The 12,087-nt window shown below is 69.7% G+C and carries 10 protein-coding genes; 5 read left to right on the top strand and 5 right to left on the bottom strand.

Features of this window, described 5'->3' with window-relative positions; all coding sequences use genetic code 11:
• Positions 1 to 72: 72 nt before the first annotated feature.
• Both argS and NR798_RS20620 read left to right on the top strand, forming a co-directional pair.
• On the top strand, positions 73 to 1,791 hold the full coding sequence (gene argS / locus NR798_RS20625; RefSeq protein ID WP_375773205.1) for an arginine--tRNA ligase: 1,719 nt from the start codon (positions 73 to 75) through the stop codon (positions 1,789 to 1,791).
• A 31-nt stretch (positions 1,792 to 1,822) separates the two neighbouring features.
• Positions 1,823 to 4,375 carry a 1-acyl-sn-glycerol-3-phosphate acyltransferase gene (locus tag NR798_RS20620; protein ID WP_375773204.1) on the top strand — a complete coding sequence of 851 codons (2,553 nt, stop codon included), beginning with the start codon at positions 1,823 to 1,825 and terminating at the stop codon, positions 4,373 to 4,375.
• A gap of 4 nt (positions 4,376 to 4,379) precedes the next feature.
• Here the strand turns inward: NR798_RS20620 and NR798_RS20615 are convergent, their stop codons facing one another.
• From NR798_RS20615 to NR798_RS20605, 3 genes are read right to left on the bottom strand one after another with little or no spacing between them, the layout of a single operon-like run.
• Positions 4,380 to 4,814, bottom strand: a complete 435-nt coding sequence (locus tag NR798_RS20615) for an Ig-like domain-containing protein (protein ID WP_375773203.1) — start codon at positions 4,812 to 4,814, stop codon at positions 4,380 to 4,382.
• Positions 4,814 to 5,989: a cytochrome c3 family protein gene (locus NR798_RS20610; RefSeq protein WP_375773202.1), complete on the bottom strand. Its 1,176-nt coding sequence runs from the start codon at positions 5,987 to 5,989 to the stop codon at positions 4,814 to 4,816. The genes NR798_RS20615 and NR798_RS20610 overlap by 1 nt, the downstream gene beginning before the upstream one ends.
• Positions 5,990 to 7,375, bottom strand: a complete 1,386-nt coding sequence (locus NR798_RS20605; protein WP_375773201.1) for a hypothetical protein — start codon at positions 7,373 to 7,375, stop codon at positions 5,990 to 5,992.
• Between the two features lie 108 nt (positions 7,376 to 7,483).
• Here NR798_RS20605 and NR798_RS20600 point away from each other — a divergent pair, with 108 nt between their 5' ends.
• The 3 genes from NR798_RS20600 to NR798_RS20590 are packed head-to-tail and all read left to right on the top strand — an operon-like array spanning position 7,484 to position 9,878.
• Positions 7,484 to 8,644, top strand: coding sequence for a type II CAAX prenyl endopeptidase Rce1 family protein (locus tag NR798_RS20600; RefSeq protein ID WP_375773200.1), 1,161 nt, complete (start codon positions 7,484 to 7,486; stop codon positions 8,642 to 8,644).
• Positions 8,645 to 8,695: 51 nt separating this feature from the next.
• Entirely contained in the window at positions 8,696 to 9,481 is a 786-nt protein-coding gene (locus NR798_RS20595) for a HipA family kinase (protein ID WP_375773199.1), read from the top strand.
• On the top strand, positions 9,459 to 9,878 hold the full coding sequence (locus tag NR798_RS20590) for a DUF3037 domain-containing protein (protein WP_375773198.1): 420 nt from the start codon (positions 9,459 to 9,461) through the stop codon (positions 9,876 to 9,878). The genes NR798_RS20595 and NR798_RS20590 overlap by 23 nt, the downstream gene beginning before the upstream one ends.
• Positions 9,879 to 9,945: 67 nt before the next feature.
• Here the strand turns inward: NR798_RS20590 and NR798_RS20585 are convergent, their stop codons facing one another.
• Both NR798_RS20585 and NR798_RS20580 read right to left on the bottom strand, forming a co-directional pair.
• A complete protein-coding gene (locus NR798_RS20585; protein WP_375773197.1) occupies positions 9,946 to 10,161 on the bottom strand; it encodes a DUF5818 domain-containing protein in 216 nt (71 codons plus the stop codon).
• Complete coding sequence (locus NR798_RS20580) at positions 10,158 to 12,014, bottom strand: S8 family serine peptidase (protein WP_375773196.1); 1,857 nt, start codon at positions 12,012 to 12,014, stop codon at positions 10,158 to 10,160. Before NR798_RS20580 ends, NR798_RS20585 begins: the two co-directional genes overlap by 4 nt.
• Between the last annotated feature and the right edge of the window lie 73 nt (positions 12,015 to 12,087).

The following is a 12,087-nucleotide window of genomic DNA, read 5'->3' as shown; positions in this document are numbered from 1 at the left end:
GATTTCCGTTACGTCGCGTTGACAGAAGGTGCGCGGATTACGTCCGGTTTCGCTTAGTATCCGCGCGATCCAATGACTCCTTCCGTCTACTCCCGTTATCGGACTGCCTTCGTCGAGGCGCTCGCCCAGTCGCTGGGCGTGCCCGCGTCCGAGATCGACTCCCAGGTGAAGCCGGCCGACCCGGCTCACGGCGACTTCTCCTTCCCCACCTTCCCCCTGGCCAAGGCCCAGAAGAAGGCCCCGCCGGCCATCGCCGCGGCGCTCGCCCAGGGCGTGAAGGTGCCGGGCCTGGAGGTGGTGGCCGCCGGCCCCTACGTCAACGCGAAGTTCGCGCTCATGCCCTTCACCGCCGAGGTGCTCGACGCGGTGCGCGCGCAGGGCAAGCGCTACGGCGGCGGTGACGTGGGCGCCGGCAAGACGGTGGTCATCGACTACTCGTCGCCCAACATCGCCAAGCCCATCGCCTTCCATCACATCCGCTCGACGATGATCGGCCACGGCCTGGCCAACCTGCACCGGGCGCTCGGCTACAAGGTCGAGGGCATCAACTACCTGGGTGACTGGGGCAAGCAGTTCGGCCTGGTGGCCGTGGGCTTCCAGGAGTACGGCGACCCGGCCCGGCGCAAGGACATGGCCCACCTCGTCGAGGTGTACGTCAAGGCCAACAAGCGCGCGGAGGCGGAGCCCGCCTTCGACGAGCGCGCCCGTGACTTCTTCCGGCGCATGGAGGCCAATGACACCGAGGCGCTCGCGCTCTGGAAGGAGTTCCGCGAGACGTCCCTGCGCGACTTCGAGCGCATCTACGCCCGGCTCGGCGTGAAGTTCGAGCACATGGAGGGCGAGAGCTTCTACCAGGGCAAGATGGAGCCGGTGATCGACGAGATCGCCCGCAAGCCCGGCATCAAGCAGTCCGAGGGCGCCACCATCGTGGACCTGCCCTACGAGGAGAACGAGCCGCCGGTGCTCCTCAAGAAGAACGACGGCAGCACGCTGTACGCCACGCGAGACCTGGCGGCGGCCATCGACCGGCACGAGCGCTTCCACTTCGACAAGGCGCTCTACGTGGTGGCCACGGACCAGGCGCTGCACTTCCGGCAGCTCTTCCGGGTGCTCAAGGCCATGGGCCGCGAGTGGTCCGAGCGCATGGTGCACGTCAACTTCGGCCGCGTGCACGGCATGAGCACGCGCAAGGGCAACGTGGTGCTCCTCACCGACGTGCTCGACGAGGCCAGGGTCCGCGCCCGCGAGAAGGTCCAGGAGAACATCCAGGCCGGGAAGATGCAGACGGACGACCCCGAGGGGCTCGCCGAGCAGATCGGCATGGGCGCCATCTTCTTCGGCGACCTGAAGAACCGCCGGACCACGGACTACACCTTCGACTGGGACGACGTGCTCGCTTTCGAGGGGCACTCGGGCCCGTATCTCCAGTACGCCCACGCGCGCACCTGCAACGTGCTGCGCAAGGGGGGCGGGGTTCCGGCGTCGTATGACGCGGCGCTGCTCACCCTGCCCGAGGAGCAGGCCGTGCTGCGCGCCATCGCGCGGCTGCCGGTGGTGGTGCAGGAGGCGGCCGAGCAGCTCGAGCCGAGCTTCGTGGCACGGTGGCTGTTGGACCTGGCCGCGGAGTTCAGCCGCTACTACACGCTGGGCAATCAGGATCGCAGCAAGCGCGTGCTCGTGGACGACAACGAGCCCGTGAAGGCAGCGCGGCTCGCGCTGACGGATGCGACGCGGGCGGCCCTGGCGGCCGGCCTGACGCTGCTGGGTATCGCCACTCCCGAGAACATGTAACGAGGCTCGCGTGGATAAAGGGGGGCCGCACGTGGACACCGCATTGACCGAAGCTGTGAATCACAGTGAGGCGTTGAAGGAGGAGTTCGGGCCCATGTCCCGGGTGCTGGGCCAGCGCTACTTCGACGGGGTGCGCTTCCCCGCCGAGGCCGAGGACGAATTGCGCGCGCTCCACGCCAAGGGCTTCGTGGTGCACGTCATGCGCACCACGGCGTGGATCAACTTCCTCTACCTGGCCTGGGCCATGGTGCGCCGGGCCCTGCCCCCCGTGCGGGCGGTGGTGAACCTGCGGCCCTGGTTCACCCGCCCCTTCCGCAAGACGGCGCAGCGGGGCGACTTCGACGTGCGCTTCACCTACGCCCGCCGCCAGGCCGGCAGCGGCCTCATCTTCCTCAAGAAGACGGCCCTGCTGAGTGCCTCGGGCAAGGACATCGAGGAGAACCCCTTCCCCGCCCTGGTCGCCATGGCGCGCAAGAGCGACAAGACCATCTTCCTGGTCCCGGAGCTCTTCGTCTGGGAGAAGCGCACCTCGAGCATCAAGCCGAGCCTGTTGGATCACGTCTTCGGCAGCCCGGACGCACCCGGCTTCGTGCACTCGATGGTGGCCTTCTTCCGCAACTACCGCCGCGCGCAGTTCCGCGTCGGCGAGCCCATCGATCTCAAGCGCTTCATCGAGGAGAACCCGCAGGACTCGGACGAGCTCATCGCCCGCAAGGTGCGCAGCGCGCTCAACCACCACCTGGCCCGGGAGACGCGCGCCGTCTTCGGCCCGCCGGTGAAGCCGCACGAGCGCATCATCGAGGAGACGCTGCGCGACCGCACGCTGCGCAAGTCCCTGGACGCGGTGGCCGCCGAGAGCAACCGCAAGCCCGAGAGCGTGCTGCGCCAGGCCCGGCGCAACCTCCAGGCCATCGCCGGCAAGCCCAGCCCCACGACGCTCTCCTTCGTCGCCCCCGTGCTCGGCTGGGTGTTCAACCGCATCTACGACGGCATCGAGGTGGACGAGGCCGGGCTCAACCGCGCCCTCAAGGCCGCCAGCAACGCGCCACTCGTGCTGTGCCCCTCGCACAAGAGCCACGTGGACTACCTGGTGATGAGCTGGGTGCTGTGGAACCGCGGCTACGCCGTGCCCCTGGTCGCCGCGGGCGCCAACCTGTCCTTCTTCCCGCTCGGGCCCATCCTCCGCCGCTGCGGCGCCTTCTTCCTGCGCCGCTCCTTCAAGGACGACAAGGTGTATGCCGCGTCCTTCAAGGGCTACGTGAAGAAGCTCGTCCACGACGGCGTCCACCAGGAGTTCTTCCCCGAGGGCGGCCGCTCGCGCACCGGCAAGCTGCTCCAGCCCAAGCTGGGCATGTTCACCTGGCAGCTCGAGGCCGTGCTCGAGGGCGCTCGCAACGATCTCATTTTCGTGCCCGTGTCCATCGACTACGAGAAGGTCGTGGAGTCGGGCAGCTACTCGAAGGAGCTGGCCGGCGGCGAGAAGAAGCCCGAGGACATCAAGGCCCTGCTGAGCACGCCCAAGGTGCTGGCGGCGCGCTACGGCCGCATCCATCTCACCTTCGACGAGCCGCTGTCCCTGGTGGAGCTGATGAAGAGCCGCGGGCTCGATCCGGCCAAGCCCTTCACGGATGACCAGAAGAAGGGCTTGGTGCGCGCCCTGGGCAACCGGGTGATGTACGGCATCAGCAAGGTGTCCACGGTGACGCCGCACGCGCTGGTGAGTGCGGCGCTGCTCGCCCACCGCCGACGCGGCATCACGAGCCGCGAGATCACGGACCGCATCACCATCCTGCGCCGCATCGCCGCCGAGGATCAGGCTCCTCTGTCCACGATGCTCAAGGACTCGCCGAGCAATCCGGAGGCGATGGGCGCCATCCAGGACGCCATGCGCACCTTCTGCTCGGACGGCATGGTGCGCACCCAGAAGGCGCACGGCGAGGTCATCTACCAGGCCGAGGACAACCGCCGCGGCGAGATGTCCTTCTACAAGAACACGCTGATGAACCTGGTGGCGGCGCGCAGCCTCGTGGCCAACGCGCTGCTGGTGGGGGCCCCCGCGCCCTTCGACGAGGTGAAGTCCCGGGCGCTGTGGCTGTCGCGGCTCTTCAAGGTGGAGTTCATCTACCGGGTGGGTGCCAGCTTCGACACCATCTTCGCGGAGGTCGTCGAGCGGCTGGTGCGCATGGGCCTCGTGCTGCACCAGGGAGACACGCTGAGCGTGGCGCCGGAGCCCCATGCGCGGCCGGAGCTGGAGTTCCTCGCGGATCTGCTGCGCGACTACCTGGAGTCCTACCTGATCGCCGCGCAGACGCTGCCGGACGTGGCGGCGGGCACGGCGCAGGATCGCAAGTCCTTCGTGAAGCAGGCCATGGATCTGGGCCGGGCCGAGTACCACTCGGGGCGTATCACCGCGGCCGAGTCGCTCGCCAAGGTGACGCTGGAGAACGCGGTGGCCTACCTGGTGGAGCAGCGCTACCTGGTGGAGGAGGACAAGAAGCTCAAGCCAGGTCCGGCGGCTCCCGACGCGGCGGCGAGCAAGCAGTTCGCCGAGGAGATCCGCCGCTACCTGCGCCACCAGGGCTGAGGTCTCACGGCGCCGTCCGGAAGGGCACCCGCACCTCCTGCCCGAGCGGGTTCCCCTCCTGGTCCGTCAAGGACGTGCGCAGTACCAGCGTGTACGCAGTGCCCGGCACGAAGGCTCCCGCCTCCGTGCCCACCGTGACGGTGTAGGGTACATCTCCTCGCTCGATGTCCTCGTCCACGCCGGAGCCGGGCGGCACCGTCAGCTTCAGCGGCACCTCCACCCTGCCCTCGAAGACGGCGATGCCCGGGCGCAACGTGCGCACGTCCATCGACTCGGAGAAGAGGATCTCCAGCGTGCCGCTGGCGGGCAGCGTGCCTCCGGCGCTCGGCTCGGTGGACACCACGTCGGGCGGATCCGTGTCGCGCGCGGCAAGGAACGGATCTCCCGGCTCCAGGCACGCGGCACACCCCAGTAGCCCCACGAGCAGCAACCGGCGCATCAGCGGCACCCCTTCCCCGCGAGACTCTCCTCGGTGTGGCACTTGAGGCAAGCCCTATCGTTGGCCGCCGCCACCCGCTTGCACGCCGCGGCGAACCCATCCGGGTGCGGATTCACCTGCCGCCGCACCGAGCGCTCCGAGTGGCAGCTCATACATGACTCCTCGCGGTGGCAGGACACGCACTGCTGGATGTCACGCGAGGCCACCACGCCGTGGTGCTGGGGCCCCGGCGTCTCCACCCAGGCGGTGTAGTCCGGGTGCACCTTCACGTTGCGCGGGCGCAGCGAGCGGTCCGCGTCCATCCCCACGCCCGTGCGCTCGTGGCACGCGGCACAGAAGGACTGCATCCGGTGGCAGCTCGAGCAGCGCGCGCTGTCCATCCGCGCCTGCACCGGGTGCAGGGTGAGGTAATCGTTGGGATGCACCGACAGCGGCTTCCGCAGCGCGTCGTGGCACGACTGGCAATAGGACTCGGCGTGGCACGACATGCACGTCTGCCGATCCACCGACGCGCGGCTGCCGTGGTTGAACTCGTAGCGCGGCCCGTGGTCCAGCCCCAGCGGGTTGCCCTGCATCGGCCGCAACAGGCCCGACGGGAATGTGAGCTGCAACCGGCCCGAGGGCTCCGCCGGGTGGCAGCTGTTGCACTGCTTGGAGGCCACGTTGCCGTCATGGCACTCGAAGCAGGTGGCCATCTTCGGCAGCTGCTGCCGCGTGGCGAGCTTCACGTCCGTCATGGTCCCGTGGCACGCCGTGCACTCCACCTTCTTCTCCACGTGCACCTTGTGGCTGAAGCGCAGGTTCGCCGGCGGCACGTCCACCTTCGGCGGCGCCACGCGCACCGTGGCATCGAACCCCGGGTGGCACGTGTTGCAGCCCGACGGCGGGTCCGTCTTCTCACCCTTCCGCGCCGCCTCGAGATCGTGACAGGTCTCGCACTCCGCATGGCCCGGGAGGTTGCGCTCCTTCGCCGAGTCACTGGCCCGCACACCCTCGTGGCAGGAGACGCACTCGGCGCCCGCGGCCAGGTGCTGCGCGTGGTCGAACCGCAGGGGGATGTGCTGGGCCGGGTAGACGGCGAGGCTGCGCTCGCGCGCGGTGGCCGCCCACGTGAGGCCCGCCACCACCAGGGACAGGGCAACGAGCCCCAGCGCGATACGGTCGCGGCGCTCCATCTACAGGCTCGCCTTCAGGTCGAAGAGGAAGAACACCTTGGAGTCCCAGCGGGTGAACGGATTCACGTTCTGCTCGAGCACCAGGGACACGCGCGCGGCCCGGGACAGCGCCTGGCTGGCCCACAGCTGCGCGCCGAAGAAGTTGCCCGCCAGCAGCGGGTTGAAGCCGTCGTCGATGTGCGCCGCGGAGAGCCGACCGTCCAGGGTGAGACGCCCCTCGCCGAAGCCGTACCCGGCGGTGAGATCCGCCCAGAGCTGCGAGCCCCCGAAGCCCCACCGGTACGCCACGTCCAGTGCCGAGCGGAAGCGCCCCCGCCGCAGCGCCGCGCCCGCCAAGCCTCCCACGGTATGGGACGGAGGCCCTCCGGGCCCCTGCGCCGCCTCCGCCAGCGCGAGGCCGCTGTTGAGCTCCGTGTGGTACAGGCTCCCCACGCCCTGCACGTAGTAGCGCAGCGGGCCTCGCGGGAAGAAGTCCACGCGCACCCGCGCCTCGTCCCGGGGAGCGAAGGCGAACCAGTACCAGATGGAGTCCGCGGAGAAGACGGGCGAGAGCCGCAGTGCCTCGCCGCTCACCGCCAGCTGCTCCCCGTCCCACCGCACCTGCGCGCGGGCCTGGGCCAGCCGGCTCCCCAGCACATCGAAGTCAACCCCCGCCAGCGCGCTCACCCCGAGCCCCCGCCCGTACCGCGCCTCCAGCGTCGCGCGCTCGAGGTCCGTCTTCCCCTCCACCAGCGCCCGGCGATAGCCCAGCGAGGCGGACACCCCCTTCAGATCCTCGAGCAGCAGCTTCGCGCCGTACACCGGCGAGAGGGCCGTCAGCGACGGGTCCGCCCCGGGCACGCCCTGCTCCAGCCGCCGCGCGTCGCTCTCCCGCGTGCCCTCGGGCTGGTACACCGACGAGGCCAGGAACCCCGCCCCCTTCACCCACAGGCCGCCGTACACCTCGGCCCCGAGCCCCAGCGGGCTCACGTAGCGCACCCGCAGGCCATCGAAGGCCAGGATGTCCGAGGTGTCCACGTAGAGCTGCCGCCCCAGCCGCCCCTCGAAGCCGTTCCCCCCGTAGCGCACGAAGGCGTAGAGCAGGTCCGCGTCCTCCGAGCGCAACCCGTCGATCCTCGCCGCCTCGCCGCGCGGCAGGCCGAAGTCCGCGAAGACGCGCAGGCTGGACTCGAAGCCCACGTCCTGCCCGGTGACGAGCTCGTAGCCGTTGAGCCCGAGGTACTGGACGATCCTCCGGCGCGGCAGCAACACCGGCTCTCCGGGAGACGCATCCCTCCAGGCGCGGATCTGGTAGACCTGCGCCTCGGTGCGCGCCTCGAGCTGGAACGCGGACGCCGAAGCGGTCCCCGACACCAGCAGCGCCGTCAGCGGGCCCGCAACGGTCATCCTTCGCTGCGTTCGTCCCGGGAGGCGCGCCAAAGTGCGGGCATTATAGAAGTGCCTCGTTCCGGTGCGTCGTGTTTCGAGCACCTTCCTCGCTGTTGGAGAAAGCCGTTGGAAGAAGTCAGCCCCAGCCCTCCACCTACACCCCCGCCGCTCCTGCTCGATCCACGCACCGTGGCGGTGCTCGCCGCGGCGGCCGTGTTCGTGGCCTTCCTGGCCTCGGGGGTGCTCGTGCAGACCCTCAACGTGGCCTTCGGCATCTGGTTCACCCAGATCTTCGTCTTCCTCGGCCTGGGCTGGTTCGTGCTGCGCGCCACGGGGAGGGATCCGGTGCGCTACACCGGCCTCACCTTCCCGGGGCTGGCTCCGGTGGCCTTCGGGTTCGCCCTGGGCGTGGCCAACTTCTTCGCCATCGTCGCGCCCGTCCAGTACATCTCCCAGTCGCTGCTGCCCCAGTCCTGGCGGGAGATCTACGACGTCGCGGACATCTTCCGCGGCCAGTCCCGCGTGGAGCTGGCCCTCATCATGGCGAGCGTGACCATCGCGGCCCCCGTCTGCGAGGAGTTCTTCTTCCGGGGCGTCTTCTTCCAGGGGCTGAGGGCACACGGCGGACCCGCCCTGCGAGCCCTCTTCTTGTCCGCAGCCGTCTTCAGCGCGTTCCACCTGGACCCGGTGGGCCTCGCCGCCCGAGTGGAGCTGGGGGTGCTGTTCGGCTGGCTGTTGGTGCGCACCGGCTCGCTGTGGCCGGCCATCCTCGCGCATACGGCGAACAACCTCGTGTCCACGGTGCTGTTCTTCGTCGCGAAGCACTTCGAGTCCCCCGAGCAGCCCGCCTCCCAGGAGGATCCGCGGAGCCTCATGTTCATCGTGCTCATGGGCTGCGCGATGCTCTATGCGCTGCTGGCCGCCTCGCGCCGCTTCCCGTCCCTGCTGGGTCCTCCCCGTCCACCCGAGCTGCTCGAGGCCCCGGAGCCCCCGGTCTCGCTGGCGCCCGCCCCCCGGCTCCTGCGGCTGGCGCTCCCCTGGCTGGCCGCCGCGGCGCTGTCCCTGGGCGCCTACCGGGCCATGGATCCCATCGGCATCGAGCTGCGTCGGATCGACATGCACTACCCGCTGCCGGCGGTGTCCGAGGACGCACCGGACGCGCTGCATGCCGAGCGCGAGGCCCTGTTCGAGCTCCGGGTCCGCGCCCGCCGGGGGGAGATCCCGCTCGGGGAGTACGCTTACGAGCGGGCGAGACAATCCAAACAAAAGAGGACCGATGTCCGTTGACCGTGTATGCCCCCTCTCCCTCTGGGAGAGGGCGGGGGTGAGGGTCCACGCGTGAGAACCATCAACGCGACACGCTATGTCACGCCGCTGCGCGAGGGCGGCTCGGTGCCCGCGATCATCGAGGCGGAAGACTCGGGGATGTACGTCCTGAAGTTCCGGGGAGCGGGCCAGGGAATCAAGGCGCTCGTGGCCGAGATCATCTCGGGCGAGCTGGCGAGGGCACTGGGCCTGAGGATGCCGGAGCTGGTGCTGGTGCAGCTGGATCCGGCCCTGGGCCGCGCCGAGCCGGACGAGGAGATCCGAGATCTGATCAAGGCGAGCGCGGGCCTCAACCTGGGCATGGACTACCTGCCGGGCTCCATCACGTTCGATCCGACGGTGGGCCCGGCCCCGAAGGCAGCGGAGGCCTCGGCCATCGTCTGCTTCGACGCCTACGTGACGAACGTGGACCGCACGCCGAAGAACCCGAACATGCTCAGCTGGCACAAGGCGCTGTGGCTCATCGACCACGGCGCGTCCCTGTACTTCCACCACGCGTGGGACGACTACCTGGAGCGCAGCCAGAGCCGCTTCCCGGCGGTGAAGGATCACGTGCTGCTGCCCTGGGCGTCGGCCCTGCCCGAGGCGGAGGCGGCGCTGCGCCAGCGGGTGACGCCGGACGTCATCCAGCACGTCGTCGGGTGCGTGCCCGAGGCGTGGCTGGGCCCGGCGACGGAGCCCCGCTTCGTGACGGCGGCCGAGCACCGGGAGGCCTATGTCTCGTACCTGCTGAAGCGCCTGGAAGCGGCGCCGGCGTTCATCGAGGAGGCGCAACGTGCCCGCGCACAGCTCGTTTGACTACGCCATCATCCGCGTCGTGCCGCGCGTGGAGCGCGAGGAGTTCATCAACGCGGGGGTCATCCTCTACTGCCTCACCCACCGGTACCTGGACGCGCGGGTGGAGCTGGACGAGCGGCGGCTCCTGTCGCTCGCGCCGGATGCCGACGTGGAGCTGCTGCGGAGCCACCTGGAGTCGATTCCCCGCCTGTGCGCGGGAGGCAAGGCGGCGGGGCCGATCGGCCAGCTGCCGCAGAAGGAGCGCTTCCACTGGCTGGTGGCGCCGCGCAGCACGATGCTCCAGACGGGTCCGGTCCACGCCGGCCTGTGCGAGGAGCCGGCCAAGGCGCTCGAGCACCTGATGCAGCGGATGGTACGGCCCCCGCTCCCCTCTCCCCCCGGGAGCGGAACGGGGTGAGGCTACCCGCCCCCGTGCTCCCCTCTCGAGAACCAGAGAGGGGGCACTGGGGAAGCGGTCCCCGTCTTCAGATGAAGCGGTAGGAGGCCACGTTGAACACGGGGCCCACCATGGCGGCGGTCATCATGTCGCGGGCCACATCGCCCTCGACCTCCACGCGCTGACCGTCCTTCTTGATCTTCCGATCGCCGCCAGCGAGCTGGTAGGTGCGGCCGTCATCACCCTCCAGCACCCAGACGCCCGTCTCGATATCGCGGTACACCACGCGTCCGGTGATCTTCATGCCGCCGTCTCCTTGCGAAGCATGGCGCGGGCGATGATGAGGCAGATGAAGGTGTTGATCACCAGCCAGGGCAGCGCGAGGAAGTGGAAGGGCATCCACGCCAGGGCGGGCGCCTTGGACCAGGCGGCGTAGGCGAGGAAGCCCGCGAAGCCCAGCGCGAGCCCGCCGATGGCCCCCCGGAGCCCCTTGAACTTGATGGCCAGGAAGGACATCAGCAGCGGGATGAGCGAGCTGTAGAAGAGCGGGTTGGCCACCTTGCCCCGGCCGAAGATGATGCGCTGCCAGTCGGGGATGGGCAGGTAGGCCGCATCCACCACGTCGCCCGCCACGCCGGAGGCACCGCCGAACCACGAGCGCGCGAAGAACACGCCCACGGTGGCCAGCACCAGCGGCACGAGGAAGCTCGGGCGGACGAGGACGTTGAGGTAGCCGGGACGCTCGCGCCCGCGAATCGTCAGCAGCACCAGCGCCAGCAGGGCCAGGGCCCACCACATGGACGGCCAGCGCGAGGCCCCACCCCCGAGCGCGTCCAGCGAGGCCTGGGCATTCAGCAGCCCGTGCCCGTACTCCTCGGTCCAGGCCTGGTCGCCCATGCGCTTCGCGCCCGCGTAGAGCGCCTTCTCCACCTCGTCCGGCCCGCTGGCGCCCTCGGCGTACAGCAGCGCGGCCACGGCGGCCACGTGCGGCGTCGCCATGCTCGTGCCCTGGTAGGCGGCGTACACGGAGCGCGACGGATCCCTCGGATCAATGGTGTTCTGCAGGATGCCGCCCGCGTCGCCCTGGCGCTTGTCACCACCCGGGGCCGCGATGTCCAGCTCCTTGCCATAGGACGAGTACGGGGCGCGCGTGCCACCGGGGCCCACCGCCGCCACCGCCACCGCGCCCGGGTAGGCCGCGGGGAACTCCACGCGCGGGCGCCCGGCGTTGCCCGCCGCGGCCACCACGGTGACCCCCTTCTTGCGCGCGTACTCCACCGCGTCCGCCATCACCTTCGAGTAGCCACCGCCACCCAGGGACATGTTGATGACGTTGGCACCGTTGTCCGCCGCGAAGCGGATGGCCTCGGCGATGTCCGCCGACGTGCCCGAGCCAAAGTGGTTCAGCACCTTCACCGGCATCAGCGTCGCCTCGAAGGCCACGCCGGCCACGCCCTGCCCGTTGTTGGTCGCCTGGGCAATGGTGCCCGCCACGTGCGTGCCGTGCCCGTGGTCATCATTGGCGTGCTCGTCGTCGTTGACGAAGTCGTAGCCCTTCTTGAACTTCGCCCCCTTGAGGTCCGGCACCTGCTTGAAGTCGTCGTGATCCTCGTAGGCAATGCCCGTATCCAGCACCGCCACCACCACGCCCTTGCCCCGGCTGTCCTTCCAGGCACTCGGCATCTGGATCATCCGGAGGTTCCACTGCTTGGGGTAGTCCGGATCGTTCGGCGTATAGCCGTCCTTGCTGTTGTCCTCAAGCGAGGAGTCCAGGTCCAACACGGCCTCCTCGCCGGGCGGGACCGAGTAGACGCGCAGCGGCTCGGCGGACTCGACGGCCGGGTGCTGGCGGATGCGCTCGAGCGCCGCGTCCACGTCCTCCACGCCTCGGGCGATCGTCACGCCCGTGTGCTCGCCCTCCACTGAGTTGAACTCGACGTCGACGCCCCAGTCGGCCTCCCAGGCATCGAACTCGGCCTCGGTGGTGCCGTCCTTGAAGTCCACGACGATGCCGCCGGGCTCCTCCTCGGCCAGGATGCGCCGCGAGGTGTCCACCGCCGGGGCCTGCTTCGCCTCCGTCTCCCCGGACTCCGAGGGAGACGTGCAGGCCGCCGTCGCCAGGGCCAGCATCGCACTTGCCAGGATCCAACGCTTCATGAGCGCTCCTTGATGCAGACCCCTACGAACGAACGGCGGAACGATTGGGTCTCTTGAGTCTGTTCGATGCCCC

This window comes from Archangium gephyra, from assembly GCF_042230915.1.
Lineage (GTDB): Bacteria > Myxococcota > Myxococcia > Myxococcales > Myxococcaceae > Archangium > Archangium gephyra_B.
Note: the sequence above shows the minus strand (reverse complement) of the source record. Positions and strands in the feature narration are given on the sequence as shown.

Excerpts from the sequence above, each read along its gene's own strand:
- NR798_RS20585 (WP_375773197.1), bottom strand. The coding sequence starts at position 10,161 with ATGAAGATCACCGGACGCGTGGTGTACCGCGATATCGAGACGGGCGTC.
- NR798_RS20605 (WP_375773201.1), bottom strand. The coding sequence starts at position 7,375 with ATGACCGTTGCGGGCCCGCTGACGGCGCTGCTGGTGTCGGGGACCGCT.
- argS (WP_375773205.1), top strand. The coding sequence starts at position 73 with ATGACTCCTTCCGTCTACTCCCGTTATCGGACTGCCTTCGTCGAGGCG.
- NR798_RS20610 (WP_375773202.1), bottom strand. The coding sequence starts at position 5,989 with ATGGAGCGCCGCGACCGTATCGCGCTGGGGCTCGTTGCCCTGTCCCTG.
- NR798_RS20580 (WP_375773196.1), bottom strand. The coding sequence starts at position 12,014 with ATGAAGCGTTGGATCCTGGCAAGTGCGATGCTGGCCCTGGCGACGGCG.
- NR798_RS20615 (WP_375773203.1), bottom strand. The coding sequence starts at position 4,814 with ATGCGCCGGTTGCTGCTCGTGGGGCTACTGGGGTGTGCCGCGTGCCTG.